This is a genomic window from Acidobacteriota bacterium (genome assembly GCA_040752915.1).
Taxonomy (GTDB): Bacteria; Acidobacteriota; UBA4820; order UBA4820; family DSQY01; genus JBFLVU01.
In genome coordinates, this window is record JBFMHB010000003.1 from 50,923 (window position 1) to 68,586 (window position 17,664).

The 17,664-nt window shown below is 67.5% G+C and carries 24 protein-coding genes; 2 read left to right on the forward strand and 22 right to left on the reverse strand.

Annotated elements, in window-relative coordinates:
- From AB1824_01290 to AB1824_01340, 11 genes are all read right to left on the reverse strand, one after another.
- Entirely contained in the window at positions 1–396 is a 396-nt protein-coding gene (locus tag AB1824_01290) for a DUF3168 domain-containing protein (GenBank protein ID MEW5763583.1), read from the reverse strand.
- Positions 389–880 carry a hypothetical protein gene (locus tag AB1824_01295; GenBank protein ID MEW5763584.1) on the reverse strand — a complete coding sequence of 164 codons (492 nt, stop codon included), beginning with the start codon at positions 878–880 and terminating at the stop codon, positions 389–391. The genes AB1824_01290 and AB1824_01295 overlap by 8 nt, the downstream gene beginning before the upstream one ends.
- Positions 877–1,209, reverse strand: coding sequence for a hypothetical protein (locus AB1824_01300; GenBank protein MEW5763585.1), 333 nt, complete (start codon positions 1,207–1,209; stop codon positions 877–879). Before AB1824_01300 ends, AB1824_01295 begins: the two co-directional genes overlap by 4 nt.
- The gene (locus tag AB1824_01305) at positions 1,206–1,766 is read right to left on the reverse strand and encodes a hypothetical protein (protein MEW5763586.1); all 561 of its coding nucleotides are present in this window, start codon (positions 1,764–1,766) and stop codon (positions 1,206–1,208) included. Before AB1824_01305 ends, AB1824_01300 begins: the two co-directional genes overlap by 4 nt.
- 57 nt (positions 1,767–1,823) lie before the next feature.
- Positions 1,824–2,027, reverse strand: a complete 204-nt coding sequence (locus tag AB1824_01310) for a hypothetical protein (GenBank protein MEW5763587.1) — start codon at positions 2,025–2,027, stop codon at positions 1,824–1,826.
- A gap of 72 nt (positions 2,028–2,099) precedes the next feature.
- Complete coding sequence (locus AB1824_01315; protein ID MEW5763588.1) at positions 2,100–3,068, reverse strand: hypothetical protein; 969 nt, start codon at positions 3,066–3,068, stop codon at positions 2,100–2,102.
- A gap of 30 nt (positions 3,069–3,098) precedes the next feature.
- Positions 3,099–4,376 carry an HK97 family phage prohead protease gene (locus tag AB1824_01320; protein MEW5763589.1) on the reverse strand — a complete coding sequence of 426 codons (1,278 nt, stop codon included), beginning with the start codon at positions 4,374–4,376 and terminating at the stop codon, positions 3,099–3,101.
- A 113-nt stretch (positions 4,377–4,489) separates the two neighbouring features.
- Complete coding sequence (locus AB1824_01325) at positions 4,490–5,296, reverse strand: hypothetical protein (protein ID MEW5763590.1); 807 nt, start codon at positions 5,294–5,296, stop codon at positions 4,490–4,492.
- Positions 5,259–6,632 carry a phage portal protein gene (locus AB1824_01330; GenBank protein MEW5763591.1) on the reverse strand — a complete coding sequence of 458 codons (1,374 nt, stop codon included), beginning with the start codon at positions 6,630–6,632 and terminating at the stop codon, positions 5,259–5,261. The genes AB1824_01325 and AB1824_01330 overlap by 38 nt, the downstream gene beginning before the upstream one ends.
- Positions 6,633–6,678: 46 nt before the next feature.
- Positions 6,679–8,145, reverse strand: a complete 1,467-nt coding sequence (locus AB1824_01335) for a hypothetical protein (GenBank protein MEW5763592.1) — start codon at positions 8,143–8,145, stop codon at positions 6,679–6,681.
- Positions 8,146–8,148: 3 nt separating this feature from the next.
- Positions 8,149–8,742 carry a hypothetical protein gene (locus AB1824_01340; GenBank protein MEW5763593.1) on the reverse strand — a complete coding sequence of 198 codons (594 nt, stop codon included), beginning with the start codon at positions 8,740–8,742 and terminating at the stop codon, positions 8,149–8,151.
- Between the two features lie 311 nt (positions 8,743–9,053).
- Here AB1824_01340 and AB1824_01345 point away from each other — a divergent pair, with 311 nt between their 5' ends.
- Positions 9,054–9,425, forward strand: coding sequence for a hypothetical protein (locus AB1824_01345; protein MEW5763594.1), 372 nt, complete (start codon positions 9,054–9,056; stop codon positions 9,423–9,425).
- A 56-nt stretch (positions 9,426–9,481) separates the two neighbouring features.
- Here AB1824_01345 and AB1824_01350 read toward each other — a convergent pair whose 3' ends face one another.
- The 11 genes from AB1824_01350 to AB1824_01400 all read right to left on the reverse strand — a co-directional run bounded on the left by AB1824_01350 (position 9,482) and on the right by AB1824_01400 (position 16,502).
- Positions 9,482–9,727, reverse strand: coding sequence for a hypothetical protein (locus AB1824_01350; GenBank protein ID MEW5763595.1), 246 nt, complete (start codon positions 9,725–9,727; stop codon positions 9,482–9,484).
- Positions 9,717–10,172, reverse strand: coding sequence for a regulatory protein GemA (locus AB1824_01355; GenBank protein ID MEW5763596.1), 456 nt, complete (start codon positions 10,170–10,172; stop codon positions 9,717–9,719). Before AB1824_01355 ends, AB1824_01350 begins: the two co-directional genes overlap by 11 nt.
- Positions 10,163–10,606, reverse strand: a complete 444-nt coding sequence (locus AB1824_01360) for a septal ring lytic transglycosylase RlpA family protein (protein ID MEW5763597.1) — start codon at positions 10,604–10,606, stop codon at positions 10,163–10,165. Before AB1824_01360 ends, AB1824_01355 begins: the two co-directional genes overlap by 10 nt.
- A gap of 340 nt (positions 10,607–10,946) precedes the next feature.
- Positions 10,947–11,315: a hypothetical protein gene (locus AB1824_01365; GenBank protein ID MEW5763598.1), complete on the reverse strand. Its 369-nt coding sequence runs from the start codon at positions 11,313–11,315 to the stop codon at positions 10,947–10,949.
- Positions 11,312–11,671 (reverse strand): hypothetical protein, encoded by a 360-nt coding sequence (locus AB1824_01370; protein ID MEW5763599.1) that lies wholly within the window; start codon positions 11,669–11,671, stop codon positions 11,312–11,314. The genes AB1824_01365 and AB1824_01370 overlap by 4 nt, the downstream gene beginning before the upstream one ends.
- Before the next feature lie 73 nt (positions 11,672–11,744).
- Complete coding sequence (locus AB1824_01375; protein MEW5763600.1) at positions 11,745–12,272, reverse strand: host-nuclease inhibitor Gam family protein; 528 nt, start codon at positions 12,270–12,272, stop codon at positions 11,745–11,747.
- A 4-nt stretch (positions 12,273–12,276) separates the two neighbouring features.
- Positions 12,277–12,561, reverse strand: a complete 285-nt coding sequence (locus AB1824_01380; GenBank protein MEW5763601.1) for a hypothetical protein — start codon at positions 12,559–12,561, stop codon at positions 12,277–12,279.
- Positions 12,562–12,575: 14 nt separating this feature from the next.
- Entirely contained in the window at positions 12,576–13,490 is a 915-nt protein-coding gene (locus AB1824_01385; protein MEW5763602.1) for an AAA family ATPase, read from the reverse strand.
- Entirely contained in the window at positions 13,487–15,391 is a 1,905-nt protein-coding gene (locus AB1824_01390) for a Mu transposase C-terminal domain-containing protein (protein MEW5763603.1), read from the reverse strand. The genes AB1824_01385 and AB1824_01390 overlap by 4 nt, the downstream gene beginning before the upstream one ends.
- 253 nt (positions 15,392–15,644) lie before the next feature.
- Positions 15,645–16,097, reverse strand: a complete 453-nt coding sequence (locus AB1824_01395) for a phage regulatory CII family protein (protein ID MEW5763604.1) — start codon at positions 16,095–16,097, stop codon at positions 15,645–15,647.
- Between the two features lie 165 nt (positions 16,098–16,262).
- Positions 16,263–16,502 (reverse strand): hypothetical protein, encoded by a 240-nt coding sequence (locus AB1824_01400; protein MEW5763605.1) that lies wholly within the window; start codon positions 16,500–16,502, stop codon positions 16,263–16,265.
- A 203-nt stretch (positions 16,503–16,705) separates the two neighbouring features.
- Between AB1824_01400 and AB1824_01405 the strand changes: the two genes are divergently transcribed.
- Positions 16,706–17,287 (forward strand): S24 family peptidase, encoded by a 582-nt coding sequence (locus AB1824_01405; protein MEW5763606.1) that lies wholly within the window; start codon positions 16,706–16,708, stop codon positions 17,285–17,287.
- Positions 17,288–17,664: the final 377 nt, after the last annotated feature.

Consider the following 17,664-nt stretch of genomic DNA (forward strand, 5'->3'; position numbering starts at 1 on the left):
TCAGGCCCCTCCCCGGGCGAGCACGGTGACGCTCAGTTGGGCGTGGAAGTACGTTTGATCGCTGATTTGCGAGGGGGCCCCCACGCGGATCACGGAGAGCGCTGGCGCCGGGAGCCCGTCGCGGAAGGTCTTGTTCCGAAGGGCGTCGGCCGCCGCGTCGAGGGCCGCGAGGGCCTCGGACCAGGACACCGAGGACCAGGCGTTCACGCGGATCTCGACCTGGTCGATGCCCGGGTTCAGCGCACCGGATCCGCCCCCGAGCTCGAGGGCGAGGGCGGGCACCACGCCGGACACGTCGGCGCGGCTGACGTGGATGCGCGCGCCCACGAGGGCCGCGACGCCGGCGGACGCCAGGAGCCATGTCCGGATGGAGGCGAGCACGGCGGCGTTAGCCATGGAGCGCCTCCTTTACGGCCTGGCGCACCGCCCCCACGAGGGCCGCGCGAAAGGCCTTTCGGCCCTGCTCGGCGGCCGGTGCGATGAAGGGCTGAGGCCGGGTGCCTTTCATGTAGATTTTCCAGCGGATGGCGTTCTCGACCGCGGTGAGCGTCGCCTCCGCGTCGGCGTTCGTGGAGGCGGGGCGGACGGTGCGTTGGACCCACAGGCGGAGCGCGCCCGGCGGGGGCATGTAGCGGTCGTGGCCGACGGCGGGGCCGGTGCCCTCTTCGACGTAGCGCCCGTATGGGCTGTCGCACCGCAGGGTGGCGCGGATCACGTCTCCCTCCTGGTCGGCCTTTCCGTGAATGCGGCCCTGGAGCTGGCCCAGACTTTTGGGGGCCTTCTCGATGGCCACGCGCTCCATGTCGAGGGCGACGCGGTCCACCGCGGCGAAGGCGCGGCGGGACAGGGCGTCGCGGAAGCGGGCCAGCAGGTCGCTCATGCCCCGGCCTCCTCAAGGATCAGGCGGGTCACACCGTCGTCGCCCCACAGGTCCGCGCGGCGGTTGAGGGCCACGCGGCGGTAGGTCACGCCTTCGGCGACGAGCACGGCGCCGGCGGGGATCTCGGCGATCGTTTCGGTGGTCAGGAACACGGCGTCCACCGTGCCCACGAGGCCCAGCTCGGTCCAGTGCTGGCGCAGGCGGCGCACGAGCAGGCCCGTGAGGGTCCGGTCGGAATCGCTGAAGGTGGGCTCGCCCAGGTCGTTGGTCCCCGTCTGGGTCCGCGTGCGGAGGGTGGCCGTGTCGGTGAACACGTCGGCGGTCATCATGCGCAGGCCCCGCGGCGGCGGTAGGGCTTCAGCAGAAGGCCCAGGTCGCGGTCCATGTCCTGCGGGTCGAGGCTGATGGAGACACCCTCGACGCTCTGGGACCGCAGGCCCTGGGCGGCCTTCTCGCGGACGCCCTTGTGGCGGTGGAGGCGGCTGGCCAGGAGGAGGCACGCCCGTTTCACCTTCTCGGGCGGTGTCGCGTAGCCCCACGTGCAGATGACGACGACGCGGGCGTCCCGGAGCCAGGTGTAGCCCCGCAGACACCCATGGGAGAGCACCTCGAGCTCGGCGAGCTCGGCGGCGGTGAGGGCCGTCCCGTCCACGGAGACGGCGGAGACGGAGCGGAGGGGGGAGACGGGGAGGAGGATCTCATCGAGTCCGTTCCCGTCGAGGGCCACCGTGTCGTCGGGGTGGTCGTCGAAGTCCCTCTGGCACCAGCCGTCGATGAGGTCCTTCGCGTCCTCGAGCAGGCCGCTCAGCACTTCGCCGGAGGGGATGGAGGAGACCCCGTCCCGGGTTAGCCTGGCGGCCAGTTCGTCGGCGGTGGCGTAGGCCATGATCGGACCTCCCCAGTGGGGTGATCGGGGGCGAGTACACCCCCGATCCGACGGCGATTAGGCCTGATTCGGCTCCTCGGTTGCTGGGGCCACGGGAGCCGGCTCTTCCCACCGGCCCGATGCGAGGGCGGCCTGGGCCACCTCGGGCTCCACTTCGATCACATCGCCCTGGCGAAGCATCACGCCCCCAGTGACAGGGCTGAGTTCGCCCAGCGCCTTGAGTCTGATCTTCACGAGGCTCTTGTCGGATTTCTTCGCCATCGGGTCCTCCGGGCCGGAGAAATCGGGCCGGGGGGCTGGCCCAGGGCCCCCCGGCCCTCGCGAAGAGAGGAGCTACACAGTGCGGGTGCCGAGGATCACGTAGTTGAGGACCTCGGCGTGGCCGACGCGGGCCGTGACCGTCATCTCGACGACGCGCTTGCGCGGCTGGCGCTGCTTCTCGACGGTCCAGTTGCGGCGGAAGCCGATGTACGCGAAGTTCTTCTTCGCGAGCAGAGCCTTGTGGTCGGGGAGGTGGTCGCACTCGAAGACGGGCACACCGTGGTAGCGGAGCCCACCCTCCCGGTCCTCGGTGAGGGCCGCGTCGCCGAGGCTCGTGTTGCGCTGGTCGTAGAGATCCCAGAGGTCGGCGAAGTCCGTCGGGGCCAGCCAGAAGGCGAGGTCCCCCTTCTGGGCCTTGAGGTTCGCCGAGGAGGCCATGTAGAGCCCCCGCATGAACTCCTTGATGGTCTGGGCCACGGCCGGGTTGTAGTGGGTGCCCCCGGCCGTGATGAGCTTGATCGCGCCGTCGAAGGTCTGGAGGAACGTGGTGCCCGAGGCCGTGTCCCCGTTGAGGAGCAGATCCTGGAGGTCCCGCGCGACGGCCTTCATGACCAGGTCGCCCGTGACCTGGTCGAGGTATTCGTTGGCGGCGGCTTCGCCCAGCTCGGTGGGCATGCGGCCGATGGCGTCCTCGTAGTCCTGGTAGTCCAGGTCCACGGGGTAGATCACCTCGGTGGTGGAGATGCTCGCCTCGCCCGTGGTGAAGGAGACCACCGTACCGGGCGCCGTGGCCTTCGTGGCCTTCTGGAGCTGACGGCTCGCGAGCCCGAGGGTTGGGATCTTGATGGGATCGCCGTTGCGGATGAGGAACCCGCCGGCGGCCTGGATGGATGCCAGGAGGGGCGTGCCCTCGGCGCCCGATGTGGCGAGGAACTCGGTGAATTTCTCGGCGGGCACCTGGCCGCCCGTGGCGAGGTTGATCGAGGACCGCGTGGCCCATGCGTCCAGGATCCGGTTGATGCGCTGCTGCAGTTCGTCCATGGTGTCCTCCTTGCGTCCGGTCCGGACGGCTCAGCCCGCGAAGGCCCCGCCGTAGCGGGACTTGAAGGGTTTCTCGCCCTGCACCGTATCGGCGCTCCTGCGCTGGGAGAGGGCCTGATCGAGGGAGCTCCGGAGAGCTTTGTTCTCGTCCTCCAGCGCCTGGAGCCTCTGCTGGATGACCTGGATCTCCGGCGGGACCGTGGCGGTGGGAGGGGCGGCCTCGATGCGGCCGAGCACCGCGTCCAGCGCTCCGAGGACCTCCGCTCCCGCCTCGCCCAGGGCCTCGATCGCGGCCCGCAGGCCGGCGGCGCCCTCGAGGGCGGCGGCCTGAACGCGCACCTTGGCCGGGGTCTCGGCGGCCTGGCCGTTCTGGTTCTGGGCCGCGGCCCTGGGCTCCCCGCCGAAGATCCGGCGGAAAAAACCGGTGACGGCCGTCTCGACCGCCTTGGTGATCTTGGTTTCGTCCATGGTGTCCTCCTGCGCCCGGCGGCCGGGCGTCGTCTGGTCGAACAGCGAGTCTAGGGCGGCGAGGCGCGCCCGCACCGCGGCGCGCTCGTCCTCCGGAATGCGAAGGGGGTCCCTGCCCCCATCGAGCGCCGCGCGAGCGGCTCGCACGGCGTACCGGTTCAGGGTGAGGCGCTCGGCGTCGGGGGCGGCCAGGCGCGCCACGGGGAGCGCGTACCGAGCGGGGTCTTCGCCGGCGTCGGGGGCGGCCCATGCATAGGCCTCGGCCAGCAAGGCCGCGCCGCCCTTCGCGCGGATGGCCTCGAAGTCGGAGACATTGTCGAAGAGCCAGTCGGCGGTGGCCGGAGCGAGGTCGTAGATGGCCCTGCGCTGCCACAGCAGGACGGGCGTACCGGGGTTGGAGTTACGGTCCACGAGGGAGATCTCCACCAGGTCATACGCCGTAAAGACGAACACGTCTCGCCCGCCGCGCATCTCCCAGCGGCCGTCCCGGGGCTCGAACCCGATGGAAAAGCCCTTGTACACGCCTTCTTCGAGCTTGCGGATCTCCGCATCGTCGATAACCCGCGCCCCGATCCAGAGCCCCTTGTCGTCGAGCTCGAGGACGGGCACGGTTCCCGCGGCGATGGGCTGGTGCATGCCCCGGAGGGTACGCCAGCGGTCGTATTCCTTCACGGCCTCTCGTGTGGCCGAGAGCGCGAAGACGGTATCGTAGGAGTCCACTTCCTCGGTGGTGGCGTACCCGTAGGCCCAGACCGCGTCCCCGTCCCTCCGGACATTGCGGAGGGCGTAGAAGCGCTTTTGCGGTTCGAGCAGGCTGGCGGTGCGCGCGTCGCGATCCATTGGGGTGGACTCCTTGTCCCCTATAGCATGGGGACCGCAAAGCACGCTGCCAAGGGGGTTTAGGACACGTTGGACATAATCGGAGGGCCGGGGCGCCGGAGGCTCGCGAGCCCCTAGTCGGTGGCCGCTTCCTCGGCCTCGTCCGCGGCGGCGGGACGCCAGTAGCAGTCGCAGTTCGGGTGCAGGGGCATAGATACGGAGCGTGCTTCGTCGAGCGTGTAGGCTCCGGCCATCTCGGCGCACTCGCACCCGCCTCTATAGGCCGGCCCGAGGACCCACACGACGTGGGAGATGCGGTCCTTGTAGCCCTCCAGACGGCCGGCGTTGGCGGCGCGGGCCAGCTCCGTGCGGGCGATGCGCTCGGCCTCGTAGCCGCTCAGACTGGAGGCCGACTGGAGGCGCTCGATGGCCTGCGGGAGGGTCTCCCCGAGGCGGACGGATTCCAGGAGGATCCCCTTCACGTCGCCCTTGATTTTTGCGGCGGTGGCCTCGCAGAGCGTCACCGCCTGGCCCTGGAGCGCTCCGAGCAGGGAAGCGTCCACGCTCGAGAAGGAGATCGAGACCCCCAGGTCTTCCGCCGCCTCGTCCACCCCCCACTGCACGGCGTCTTTCACGGCCGCGGTGAGAGCCCGTTCGATCTCGGAGCTGAAGGCCGCGCACAGCGCTTCGATGGCGGCCTCATCTACCGCCACGTGGCCCGCCTGATCGAACACGGCATCCTCGAGCAGAGCGTCCTCAAGGGCCTGCCAGATGCGCCTGAGGTCGGCCGTAAGGCTCTTGACCTGGCTCTTGGGGGCCCCGCCCTTCGCCCGCACGGAGGACGGGGAGAGCACACCGAGCCAGCAAAGGCATTGCTCGGTCAGCCGAAGGACCTCGCCGAAGTCACTCCTTGCTGGACGGAGTGGCTGGCGGCGCGGCACGTTGGGCCTCCTCGATGGCCCGGCGAAGGGAGAGGAGCGAGTCCACGATCCGGCCCGGCGTGGGCGGGAGATTCCCGTTCACTAGGTCCTCCAGCCGAACGGGCCCCTGGTTGGTGAAGGCGATCCGCGCGTCGCCCAGGGGGCCGATGCCGGGCATCCCGAGCCGCGCGAGGGTGTCGTTGATGGTGTGGACCGCCTTGGTCATCAGGATGTCCTCCGCCTGGACCAGCTGGAGGTAGTCCTCCAAGGATTGCTGGCGGAAGGTGTAGCGGTATTCGGCGTCACCCGTGATCTCTCTGGCCACGACAGAGAGCCGCTTGAGAAGCCGCCGCAGGATCGGCTGGACGACCTGGAAGCGGAAGGTCTGGTCCTCCTGGTAGGCGGTCGCGTAGTTGGAGGCCGACAGGCTGACCTTTGTGGGCGGCACTTGCTGGACGGCGAGAACGCGGTCCCGCATGAGTTTCTCGCCTTCCGTGTGCGTCATCTCGGCGGCGCCCTCCACGAGCGTCTTCAGGTCCGCCCCTTCCCCCACACCGTCGAGGATGCCCACGAGATCAGCCTCGGGGCCGCTTTCGAGTTGCTTCAAGAAGTCCTTCAGGCGCGCAAACGATTCATCATCTAGGGCCTCCCGCAGGAACAGGAGCCATGGCGTGACACCGCCCCGCCGCAGGAGCTTCGTGTTGTAGGCGTCCTGGGCGGCCAGTCTCTCCAAGGTCCCCAGGAGGGGAGCGATGCCAGGGGCCCCCACGTATTTCGCGGTCGGATCGTAGCGGCGGATGAGCATCAGCTCCGGCCGCCCATCGGGCCGCCCGTTTGGTGCGTAGGCGCCGAATGTCCCGATGACGCGCCCAGTCTCGTCCACCTGGTCGAACCGGTCGAACCCCACATGCACCCGGATGGTCGCTGCGGGGACGTGGTACCAGGCCGATGGCTTCCTGTCCGCGTCGCGCGCGATCTCGAAGACGCAGTAGCCCTGGATCCGGTAATCCAGGGCCAGGGCTTCGAGGCGCTCTTCCGGGGTGCTGTAGGTGCGCGGATCCGCCTCCAGAAAGGCCTTGAGCGCCAGGATCTTTTTGTCGTCCTTCGGCCGCGTGGGATCTGTCGGCTCGTAGATGGGGGACACTTCCGCGCCGCCCACATTCGACCCGAGGGCGTTCTGGGTGGCTCCGAGCCAGGGGTCGAGATAGCCCGCCTGCGCGTACCGTGCCGGGCTGCCGAGGGTCGGGACGTATTTTGTCTCATGGGTGACGGGCGTCTTCCCGTCATCCTGCCCCGTCCGGGGGTTCACTACCCGGCCCGCCGGCCGGAACCGCGCCGTTTTTTTTGCTTCGCTCATGGGGACCTCCGGCCCGCTAATCAAGGCGGAATCAGCGGTGTACTCACTACGCTGCGCTGCGGAACCGCGCCCGCCTGGGGGCACGGCGCTCCTCGGTCGCGCCGGCCAGTGCATCAGGGCCGTCGTCCTTGGCGGACCCCTGGGGTTCCCACTCGTACATCTGCTCCAGGAGGAGCGGCGTGTCCCCCACCTCGCGGCAGAAGAGGAGATCCCCGGCGTCGTGGAGGGGCACCAGGCGCTCGATGCGGACGCCCTTGTTCTCGCGCTGGGTGCGGAGCTTGATGGGCAGGGCGAACCCCCTGGCCCGCGCCGCCGCGTCGAAATCGCGCTTGAGCAGGCGCTGAAAGCCGTTGGCCTCCAGCACGAAGTACTTCGGATGCAGGGCCTCCCAGATCCTATAGGCCGCCGCGATCATGGCGTCCACCGAGGCATGGCGCACCCAGGCCGCGCAGACATGCTCCCGGTGGTCGCCGGGCAGAAGCCCCACCCCCACGATCGCCTTGTAATCGCCCTTGCGGCTCTCGGTCACGCTGGGGTCGATATAGACGATCACATCCCGCAGGCGGGGCAGGACGGTCTGCGGGTACCATTGCGTATTCTCCGGCTGGAAGAGATGGGTGTCGTCGACTGGGGCGCACAGGTATTCCCGCGAGTAGCGCGGGAGCCCCAGAAGGGTTTTCAGACGGTTCAGGACCGCCTTTGGGTACCGGTCGGGCCACGTGGGTCGGCCCCTGGAGTCCTCGGCGGGATAGATGCGCCGCTCCCACTCCCGATGCTCGGGGTTGAACAGCAGGGTCCCGAGCACGCCTGCTCGGGAAATGACATTCCCCACCAGGATCAGGCTCCACCCCTTGGCCGTCATGCGTGGCAGGACGGTGGCGAGGAGCCACGTGAGCGCTTTCTGGACGCGGCGGGAGCTGGCCACGAGGTCCTCGTCCTCGATGTCATCCAGAATGACCCGCGTGGGGCGGTGCTGGCGCCAGCGCAGGCCTCTGAAGGGCTGACCGATGCCCCGGGCCTTGACGCGCACACCCGTAGAGGTGACGAAATCCCTGTCCTCCCAGCGCAGGCTGCCCTTGAGAGGGCCGAAATCTTGATGGATGCGTGCGTTCTGCTCGATCTCCATTTTAACGAGCGCCGTGAACTGCGCCGCAAGATCCTCGGTGAGGGACCCGACGACGACGAAGGGGTCCGACTTGAACACGACTGCACGCAGGGTGAGGCCGATCGTGACGAGGCTCGATTTACCTCCGCCGGCCATGGAACCAATGACGACGGGCCTCTCGCGGGTCTCGCAGGCGGCCGCGAGGTCCTTGTGCCACGGGGCGAACGGCTCGAAAAAATAGTGGGGGAGATAGGTCAGGCAGAATGCGAGCAGGTCGCCCCGCGCCGCCTCCATGCGCGCCGCGCGGGCCGCGGGCCCGTGGTCCTCGAAGGGCTGAGCCTGTTCGCGGCAGAGCTGGAGGGTCTCCGCGAGATGGGCTTCGAACTCGCGTGGGGTCAATTTCGGCATGGCTCAGCCTTTCCGCGCCGGCGGGCCCTTGGGCAGAAGGTCGGTCCGCATGGCCTTGAGGAACGCCTCCACGTGGGGCTCGAGGTGGTCCAGCAGGTCGGGCTGGGCGGCGCGGATGTGCCGCAGGAAGTCCTTCATGACCGCGAACACGGCGCTCACGCTGTAGCGGTCGCCCCGCATCTCCTTGGCGGCGCGGCTCGTCACGAGGATCATGTGCGCCAGCGGCGCGGTCAGCGGACGGATGCCGCGCTGCACATCCAGAAGCACCTTGCGCAGCTCCTCCTGGAGGATGTCGGCCTGCCCCTGGTCCGAGAGCAGGAACTGCCGGCGGGCGGCCTCCCAAAGCCCCGCCTGGGCCCACTGCTGGATGGTGCGGTAGGGACGCCCGTGGGCCTGCGCGATCTCGGCCAGGGAGCGGCCCTCCCGCACGAAGGCCCACTCCGCCTCCTGGATCTCCAGGAGCCGCCCTCTGCCCGTCCTGCTGGGCTCCTGGGGCGGCACCTCCGACACGGGCGGCCGTTTCCGCACGTGGATACGGGGAGGGCGGGCCTCCGGAGCGGAGGCAGGTCTCGCCGCCTTCTTCCCGTTCTGCCCCATTCGCGCGGCCTCCCTGCAGACAGGATGGGGCGCGGCTCGGGCCGGTGGCAAGCGGGGCTGGGACTCGTTGGACGCAATCGAGGGGAATGGTAGAATCGGAGGCAACCTGCTCGGTCAGGAAGGAGGGGGCCCTGAAGAGCTGCCCATACTGCGCGGGGGAGATCCAGGACGCTGCCGTGGTCTGCAAGCACCGTGGGCGAGACCTGGCGGCACCCGGCATACGGTCGGGGCAGGCCGGCGCGGGCGGGACCCCACCGGAAACCCGCACCCGCTCCCACGGCTGCTTATCGAGAACGGCCTGGTTGGTCATCTTGGCGATGGGAGTCGGGTGCTGCCTCCTACTCATACTGCTCGGCGGCCTGGCAGATCGGGTCGGCGCGCCAGCGGGCGCCCCGGAGCCGACGCGCTCCACGAAGCGCTCCACCCTGACGGATGAAGAGGTCTCCCAGCGGGTGGCGGGCCTACTGGCGAATGGTGTCGTGCGAAAAATCGAGGGCGACCACTACGTCTATGTGGACCCCGCGACCTGGAACGCCCTGAATGTGGACGGCAAGCAGGGGTTATGCGCCGTCCTCGCGGATTATGCGGCCCTGAAGGGCGGCTTGGCCTGGGTCGAGATCTACGACTACCGGACCGGGAAAAAGCTGGCCCGGCTCGGTTCCTGGGGGTTCGAGGTCTATTAAAAAAGGGCCCCCCGGTCCTCGGGGGGCCCACGACTGCCGAGTGGACTGGTTGGACGTTATCTGTCCCCGGATGCCAGGCCGCTGAGGAACCGCACGACTTCCTGGCCGTGGATGCGGAGGACGCGCGGCCCGATCCGTTCGGCTCGCAGGTCCCCGCGGGCGATGTGCCAGTAGATGTAGGATCGGCTCCATCCCATGATAGCGGCCACGCGCATGGGCCGCCAGTAGCCCCCGGCGCGGAAGCGCTCGAGGGCGTCGTGGAGTTCGATACGAGGCTGCCGGATGCCGGTGTCAGGTCCCATGATTTTCCCCTCCTGTGCTGGATCCAGGGCTTTCCTGGTCCCAGGCCCAGCGAGTAAGGGCCTGGATGAGTTTGCTCAGGTCTCGGCGGCCGCAGAAGCGGAGCGGGTCGGACGGGGCGGCACTGCGGCCGGTGACGCGCTGGACGATCCCAGCCAGGCGTTGGGGCTCCACGCCATGGGTCTTCGCGAGCATCCGGACGGCATAGACCTGTGCGGGCGTACCGCCGGCTGGGGTCCCCTGTGCGGGCTCGGTGGCCCCGCGCGGGGGCCACCCGAGCGCCCGGAACTGCGCCATGATCTCGTGGTAGTCGCGCGGCTGGAGCCGTGGGTCCGTGGAACTGGTCACCCCGAAGCGTTCGAGGAGGGCGCGGTAGTGGGCCTCGGGCATGCCGGTCTTGGCCTTGGCGATGTGGATCGTCCGGATCATGCGGGCGGTCAGGGCCATGTTTCCACCTCCACTCGGAGGGCGGCGAGGCCCTGGCGCTGGAACGCCAGGCGTCGTGCGGCCTCGCGGCTGACGTCGAGAGTGCGGCCAGGGACGTAGGGGCCGCGGTCCGTCACGGTGAGGGTGAGGGTGGGGCCTCCGAGGAGTGGGGCTACACGAACGCGGGCGCCCAGGGGGAGAGAGGGGCTGGCGCACGTGAGAGCGTCCTGGTCGTAGGGAGCGCCTGAGGCCATGGGGCGGCCATGGAAGCCGGGGCCGTACCAGGAGGCGAGAAGGATCTCGCCCGCCGGCTGGAGGGCCTCCAGGGGGGCTGGACGGCGGTGTTGGGCGCCGGCCTCCGGGGCTTCGACAACGTCCCCGGAGAGGGCGGCGGCGAGCAGGAGGATCGCCAGATTCTTCATGGCATGGCCCAAACGGGAAGGCGCTCTATTCATGGGTCACTTCCGAAGAGCGATTGGAGGCGCTTTGCGGCCCGGCGGGTTTCCCGAGCATGTTTCTGCCGCATGGGCATGTCCAGCCTATTGTGACAGCCCTCGCAGAGAACCAGGAGGTTATCGCTGCGGTGGTCCCACGGGATCTGATTGACATGGTGGACTGTCAGAATCACCGGCCGTCTACCAAATGGGCGCACCTGTCCTTGGAATGCGGGGCAGCGCTCGCCCTTTTTTCCATGCTCCAGCCCGCATTGGCCTCTGCATTCGCACCGCCAGCCTGCGCGCTCCTTCTCTGCATAACTGATCTCCTGCCAATTCGGGCCATAGATCGATGGATCCTTCATGGGCATGAGTTCACCTCGAAGGGCAGGGATTGATGGGTGGGCCGCTCGGCGTATTGCATGCGGTGCAGCATCCCGCGCAATTTGCGCAATTTCATCGCTTCCGCGCGTACGGCCTTTTCACGCAGGCGGAGCCCCGCTTCGAATTGCGCGGGCGTGCTGGCGATGATGAACCAGGAGCCGTCGCTCATGATGGGGTGCCCTTGGAGCACGAGCCAGTCCAGCGCCTCGCGGATCCGATGCTCTGCGGTAGTAACCTTGCATCCATGGGGCCCGCAAAGGTCGGCCAGCTCGCGGCGCTTGAGAGGCCTCGCCGAGGCCTGGAGGGCGGCGAGTATTCTGGCGGCCAGCGCCTGGCAGTCCTTCATCTGGGCGCCTCCATCATTCCAGGATCGATGGATTCGCTCTCGTCGAGTTTCGCCTCCATGGCCTCTTCCCACTGCTCCAGGACGCGCGCCTCCTGGAGCGCCAGGAGAAAGCGGTCATGGGCGGCGAGGTAGCGATCTACATGATCGATATCGCGAGGTATTGCCTCGGTTTCCCTGATGGCCTGTTCGGTTTTCTCGAGGATGCTTTGCATCCGGAGATTCACCTCCGCGCGGAGGAGGCGCCGGAGCATGGCCACATCCTTGGACTCCCGATCGAGGACCACGAGGAAGGCCCGTCTGGAAATATGCGGCAGGATCTCCATAGCCAATCGCCGAACAATCTCATTTCCATTCATGTCGGCCTCTTCAGCGCGGGCCTCACCCGCGGACGGGGGGACTCAATCCCCCCGTTTCGGCCTGGCCTCTCGGCTAGGACGCGATCTCCTCCATATCCACGGAGGCCGGCTTGGCCCAGAAGGTCTCCTCCTGAATGATCTCCAGCCCCTTGATGCCCTTGATCTGCGAGGGATCTTCGAGGATGGCCTTCTTGTTGATGTCCTCTTTGACGGCCACGAGCATTTCCAGACCCTTGGCCTTGAGAAGCTCGATCACCTTCCCGATCCCCGTCACCCTGACCTTGGGCGGATTGAGACGCCAGCCGAGCTCGCCGGTGCCGAGGTTCACCGACCGCCGGCCCTGGGCCGTCAGCTCGTCCTTGTTCGCCTCGGCCCAGGTCTGCAGACCGCCCACCAGGTCCTTCACCTGGGCGGCAAGGAGCTGGATCTTCGGCTGGTACTTCGCGGTCACCTTGGCCACTTCCGCATCCAGCTCGGCCTGGAGCCTCGCCCGCTCGGCCATGGCCGTGCCCAGTTCGCCCATGGCATTGGAGGCCTCCGCGGCAGTCTGGGGGGTGACCCGGTGGGCCGGGGCAGAGAGACGCATGGGGTTCTTGACCATCTGCTCACGCTCCTTTCATTTCGAGCACCCGCGGGTCGGCCGTCGAGGCCATGCGCTCGCGGGCGCTGTTTCGGACGTAGATGTAGTGGCGGATCCGGCCGGCGGCGTTCTCGCAGGCCAGGAGGGCCTGGCGGAGATCCGCATCGTTGTTGCTGCGCTCGGCGTAGAGGTGGAGTTCGCTCACGCGCTTCAGGGCGTCCAGGGCGTCGGCGCGGTAGCCGGCTACGATCTGTGCCGCTTCGCTGTGAGTGATCTCGGGGCGGGGGGTGTGTCCGGTCTGGTCTGGCATGGGCCTCTCCTCTATTAGGCCGCGTGGGCGGGCATGATGAGCTGGCGGGCCGCGCGGACGGCGGCGCCGGTGACGGTGGGTTGGCCGTTGAGACGGGCGACGCGCCGGGCCTGGTTAAGGAGTTTGGCGGCGGCGCGGAACGATCCGCGAGTGCCTTCGGCAATGATCATGCGGCGGGCTTCGGGATCCTCGACCTGGGCGGCGTCGAGGTACTGCTCGAGGTCCACGGGGGTGGGGTTGGTGATGAGGGCGTTGAAGTCGACGCGCGAGTATAGCTGGGCGAGGTTCTCGTTGGCGTGGGGCCCCCTGCGGAGGAGGCGCTCGAGCTTGGGCGTCCCGGCGAGGATCAGGCCGCACCAGCCGCCGTCTCCCCAGATGGCGCGCAGGGCTTCGAGGCATCGTACGGGGAGGAGGTCGGCCTCGTCCACGATCACGAGCTGGCCCTTGCAGCGGGCTCTGGCCTCGCGCATGAGCTGCGCGTTGGTGAGACCGCCGCCTTCGGCGCGGGCGAGTTCCTCCAGGAGGACCTTGAGGTTGGTGGTCACATCTGCGCGGACGTAGACGACCTGGTCGTGCTCCTGCGCGAAGAGTTGGAGCGCCTTGGTTTTGCCCGTGCCCGGGTTGCCCTGGATCACGCCGAATTTGCACTCCTCCAGGCACTGGGTGGCGATCTCTTGGATGAGGCGGTACCCCTCGGCGGCGACGACGCCTTCGCCGGCGGATTTGCGCTCGTGCAGGAACTCGGCCACGCGCCGGTCCATGACCTCCTGGGCTTGGTATTTCCCCTGGAGCCACTGGGAGATGGTGCTCTGGCTGACGCCGAGCATCTCCGCCAGTCTGCGCTGGCCCCAGTTGCGGGCCGCCATCAGAGATTTGAGTTCCCCGATGAGGGCCTCGGTCTCTCCTCTCGCGCTCATCGTCTCGGTCATGACTCCTCCTTTCGTGAGTGGGCCTGGGCCTGCCGTTGGAATTCCCATACGATCAGCTCTCCCACGGCCACGCTCTGCGCGTGCGTGGGGGGGTTGGGGCGCTTCTCCATCGCCCGCTTCGCGCGGGCGGCCTGGCGTACGGAGCGGTCGTAGCCGGTGACGTGGGGCATGGGGATGACCTGACCGGCGGCGGCGAGTTCGCGGGTACCTGGGACCATGGCGGCCAGGGGGTTCGCGGCGAGGAGCGCGGCGCGCCTCTCGCGGTACTCCTTGCGGGCTCGGGCATTGCCCGCGAGGAAGGCGCGGAGCTCTTCGGTCTCCTCTTCGGTCTCGGCGAAGGGGGCGGCGCCCGTCTGGGCCTGAGCCCAGGCGGCGAAGGCACCCTTGCGAAGGACGAGGACCTCCCGGAGGTCGCGGGGGTGGTAGCGGACCTCGACCTCCTGGCCGATGAGGGGGGCCAGGTCGGGGTGCCAGTAGAGGGTCTTATGGAGGTGGATCCCGTCCTGCCGGACCTGGCGGGTGGCGGAGGGGAGGATCAGGACGTCCATCACCTCGCGGGCCGGCAGGCGCACGGTGGCGCCGAGGCCTTGGAGGTAGACCTCGGCGGGGGTGTAGTAGGACTGGGTGGCGGGGTTCCATCCGATCTGCGAATGCGGGCGGCGGTTGTAGGCGCGGATGGCCTCGGAGACCTCGATCTCCATCTCCCACCAGGTCATGAGGCGGCGCTCCCCGCGGGCACCGTTGGATTGGAGCCACTCCTGGGTGGCCTTCACGTCCGCGGCTAGGTGCTCGGGGCGGTGCTGTGGTGACCGCCCGCAGTAGCCCTTCATGAGGCAGAGCCAGCCGCTTTCAAGGGTCCCAAAGAAGCGCTCGATCGGTTTCGATTTCCCGTGGTACGGCTCGCAAAAGTGGGTAGCGATACCGAGGTGCCCGAAGAGCCCCCAGATCGGATCCTCGTGAGACTGGCGGAAGACGGGGACGGTACTACCGTTGAGGAGTTTGGCGCGGTAGTCCTTGCCATTGTCCACGTAGACCTTGGCTGGGATTCCCTGGAAGGGCTCGTCTTCTGTGGGGAGAATCCCGGCGCGGAGCGCCAGGCCGATTTCGAGGGAATTGGGCTGAGGGTTGATGGTGTATCCCACGATAGCGCGGCTGTGCCCGTCCTGCCAGGCGGTGAGCCAGGGCCGGCCGATGGTGCCGTCCTGGCGGATGACGAGGAGGTCGAGCTCGTGGTGGTCTCCTACCCAGCAGCCGTTCACGGGGATGCGTGACCAGTCCCGCCGGCGGATCGGCTCGCAAGTGTCGCGGTAGACCTTCTCCCCCCACCGGATGTAGGTGGCCTTCCCGCGGCCGCCGAGGACCTGCTCATCCGTGAGCCACCGGTAGATGGTGGCCCGGGAGGGAGTGGCTTCACCAAGGCGCGTGCGCAGCGCGTGCAGCACTTGCTCGGGGGTGGGCCGTTCAGGACGGAGGTAGAGGTCTACCGCCGCCTGGCGGATGGCGGCGGCGGTGGTGGACATCCGGCGGCCGGCCTTCGGAGGGGCAAGGAGGCTTGCGGCGGTACCATCGTACCGGCGCGACCATCTATATATAGAGGATAGGGGGAGATGGTGGCGTTTCGCAAATGAAACCTTCTCCGCCTTGGTCTGGCAGGCGCGGAATGCCTCGACCAGGCCGGCGCGGTGGGCGGCTTGACGGAGGGCCTTCCCGGAGGCGCGCTGGAGGGTCTCGGCGGGGACCTCGGCTTGGGGGGCGTCCTGGAGCGGCTCGGCTGTCTGGGTAGCCAGGACGGTGGAGACCTTTTGCTCCAGTGTCTCCCCCCTACGGGCGAGGTAGGCGCGCTGACCGTCTGGGCTGAGGGCTGTCCAGTGGACCTCGTAAGTCCAGCCCGCGAAGCCCACAGAGGTGACCTTCCTGACCTTGTCGGGGGGGTAAAGATTTTGTGCGATTCTCTTTTTCACAGCCCTTGATGTAATACCTTCAAAAGTTCCCAATAGGTGCAGGTTGAGCCACCCTTCGGCCGGAGCGGTCTGTTGCGCATCCTGTTGACATGTCATGGTGTACGCTCCATGTTGGCGTCTCATTGGCGGTTCCTAATGGAGTTCCTAATGGAGTTCCCAATGGAGTGTCTGTATTGGGAACTTTTCACAGTCCTCACGCCGGGTCCTCCTCGAAGAGGGAGGGGGTCTGGTGGCTCTCGACGGCTTTTGCCCACCCGGCGGCCGCCTCGAGCTCGGCACGGATCGCGGCGAGGGTGTCCTCTTGCCCACGCTCGCCTGCGAAGAAGCCCAGGAGCGCGCGGATGGCCTCGGCTTGGCGGCGCTGGTAGTCGGCGATCTCCGCCTCGCGGGCGGAGCGCACCCGGGGTAGGCGGACGCAGAGAAAGCCAAGGCGGGCCGCAATGTGTTTGAGGATGCTGTAGTCGCGGGTCTTTTCCATGAGGGGGATCAGGTGCTTGCTGTTGATTCTGGCCTCTTCGTCGAGGGGGTTACTGAGGCGGTAGAGCATGCCGGGCTTGATGCCGAGGGCGTCCGCGAGGTCTTCGATGCCCTCGCCGCCCCGGTACCGGCGGATCGTGGTGGCCACCACCTGGTCCAGCGTTCGCATTCCCCGCCCCTCCTGCTAACGTCCGCTAGTGTGGACGTTGAGTAACTGCTTGATTTCGCTAATTGACTCCGTGATTTCCGAGCCCCATACTGGGGGAGAAGGAGGGCCCCCGGGTGGCGCTCCCGGGAGCCCTGTGAGGAAAGGAGGCGGAGGTGTGAGTGGGCATCATGCGGCCCTTTCCCGGCCTGGGAAGAGGAGGTGGCTGGGAATGTGGGCGATCTCGGCGAGACGGGCCTCGATGCGAGCGGAGCGGGACTCCCCGGAGATGACCTGGGATAGTGTGGCCGGCGTGACCCCGAGTTCGGAGGCTAACAGTTTGGCGGTACCGTATTGGATGCGGATCGCCTGTTGGAGGTAGGCTTTGCGAGCTAGAGTGAATGGTAGCGGCAGGAAGAGGTGGTCCAAGCGGTCCTCCTAATGTGCTCCCGTTAGCGCGGGAGTCAACCTTAGTATAAGGCGGCGTTATGCCAAAGTCAAGCCCGGGGTCGTTGAGTGGTTATGAGTGGAGTCTTCAGGGGTTTGCTGAGCGATTGCGGCGGTTCCGGCTGTCCGTGGGCCGATCGATGCGGGAGTTGTCGGAGGACCTAGGGGACAAGAACAGTATTGCGATGGCCGAATCGGGCAGGAGCTTCCTGTCTCTTCCTGCACTGGCCCGGCTCTACGAGCTGTACGGCGTAAACCTCACCTGGTTGATTGCGGGCTATGGGCCTATGCGGGTGCAGCCGATCATCCATGGCCACGTGGACGAGACCCCCGCTGTCTATGAGCCTCAGTATCCCCTGGTGCGAATTCCCATTGTGTCCAGCTTCCTCGCTTTGGGCGAACCAGTCCCACAGGATCGCGAGCTCGTGGCGGATTGGGCTGAGATCATCAAGCCGCTGGTCCCGCATCCAGCGCACACGTATGGCCTGAAGGCGCGGGGGGATTCAATGGCTCCAGTGATTCAGGACCGATGGTTGGTGCTTGTGGATATCCACCCAGACGCGATCCGCCCATATGAGCAGCTCCAAGGGCGGCCTGTTGTGGTGCGTCTCCAAGAGGGAACCTCTGTGAAGTGGTTCGCCGCGCGAAAAGATGCATGGGTGATCCACGCGGAAAATGCACAGACCGGATTCAAGGACGTCCGCATCCCGCGACAGGTGGACCCGCCGGTCATCGGCCGAGTCATCTGGTGGTGCCCGTCCGTGTAGCGGCCGGACTGTGGCCGCCGTTGAAATTACTAGTACAGTGGCCTTACTCACCCGGTACTCAGCACTACTCACTGCCCTGCCCGGTCTCACGCTATATGAGACTCGCGCCCACACCGCTCCTCTACGAGTGTCACGAATCTCATATGTAATGAGACTAATAGGGAACCGCGCAATGCGTGTCTGTATGTGCCCTGCGCGCCAGGTCCACCCCTACTCAGTGGTACGTCTCAGGTCTCAGGCTATACGAGACGTTACAGTAAGCGAGTAAGTGAGTAGGTGAGTAGGTGAGTAGGTAAGTAGGCAAGTAGGGGAGGCGGGGAAGGCCCTTAGGGAGTCCATTTCGGCGTCTCCGCGCCACGCGGTGAAAGCCCATCGCG

Excerpts from the sequence above, each read along its gene's own strand:
- AB1824_01315 (MEW5763588.1), bottom strand. The coding sequence starts at position 3,068 with ATGGACGAACTGCAGCAGCGCATCAACCGGATCCTGGACGCATGGGCC.
- AB1824_01335 (MEW5763592.1), bottom strand. The coding sequence starts at position 8,145 with ATGCCGAAATTGACCCCACGCGAGTTCGAAGCCCATCTCGCGGAGACC.
- AB1824_01330 (MEW5763591.1), bottom strand. The coding sequence starts at position 6,632 with ATGAGCGAAGCAAAAAAAACGGCGCGGTTCCGGCCGGCGGGCCGGGTA.
- AB1824_01310 (MEW5763587.1), bottom strand. The coding sequence starts at position 2,027 with ATGGCGAAGAAATCCGACAAGAGCCTCGTGAAGATCAGACTCAAGGCG.
- AB1824_01320 (MEW5763589.1), bottom strand. The coding sequence starts at position 4,376 with ATGGATCGCGACGCGCGCACCGCCAGCCTGCTCGAACCGCAAAAGCGC.
- AB1824_01370 (MEW5763599.1), bottom strand. The coding sequence starts at position 11,671 with ATGAATGGAAATGAGATTGTTCGGCGATTGGCTATGGAGATCCTGCCG.
- AB1824_01295 (MEW5763584.1), bottom strand. The coding sequence starts at position 880 with ATGAGCGACCTGCTGGCCCGCTTCCGCGACGCCCTGTCCCGCCGCGCC.
- AB1824_01350 (MEW5763595.1), bottom strand. The coding sequence starts at position 9,727 with ATGGGACCTGACACCGGCATCCGGCAGCCTCGTATCGAACTCCACGAC.
- AB1824_01395 (MEW5763604.1), bottom strand. The coding sequence starts at position 16,097 with ATGCGAACGCTGGACCAGGTGGTGGCCACCACGATCCGCCGGTACCGG.
- AB1824_01360 (MEW5763597.1), bottom strand. The coding sequence starts at position 10,606 with ATGAATAGAGCGCCTTCCCGTTTGGGCCATGCCATGAAGAATCTGGCG.
- AB1824_01340 (MEW5763593.1), bottom strand. The coding sequence starts at position 8,742 with ATGGGGCAGAACGGGAAGAAGGCGGCGAGACCTGCCTCCGCTCCGGAG.
- AB1824_01300 (MEW5763585.1), bottom strand. The coding sequence starts at position 1,209 with ATGATGACCGCCGACGTGTTCACCGACACGGCCACCCTCCGCACGCGG.
- AB1824_01405 (MEW5763606.1), top strand. The coding sequence starts at position 16,706 with ATGGCCGAATCGGGCAGGAGCTTCCTGTCTCTTCCTGCACTGGCCCGG.
- AB1824_01290 (MEW5763583.1), bottom strand. The coding sequence starts at position 396 with ATGGCTAACGCCGCCGTGCTCGCCTCCATCCGGACATGGCTCCTGGCG.
- AB1824_01305 (MEW5763586.1), bottom strand. The coding sequence starts at position 1,766 with ATGGCCTACGCCACCGCCGACGAACTGGCCGCCAGGCTAACCCGGGAC.
- AB1824_01380 (MEW5763601.1), bottom strand. The coding sequence starts at position 12,561 with ATGCCAGACCAGACCGGACACACCCCCCGCCCCGAGATCACTCACAGC.
- AB1824_01375 (MEW5763600.1), bottom strand. The coding sequence starts at position 12,272 with ATGGTCAAGAACCCCATGCGTCTCTCTGCCCCGGCCCACCGGGTCACC.
- AB1824_01365 (MEW5763598.1), bottom strand. The coding sequence starts at position 11,315 with ATGAAGGACTGCCAGGCGCTGGCCGCCAGAATACTCGCCGCCCTCCAG.
- AB1824_01385 (MEW5763602.1), bottom strand. The coding sequence starts at position 13,490 with ATGACCGAGACGATGAGCGCGAGAGGAGAGACCGAGGCCCTCATCGGG.
- AB1824_01355 (MEW5763596.1), bottom strand. The coding sequence starts at position 10,172 with ATGGCCCTGACCGCCCGCATGATCCGGACGATCCACATCGCCAAGGCC.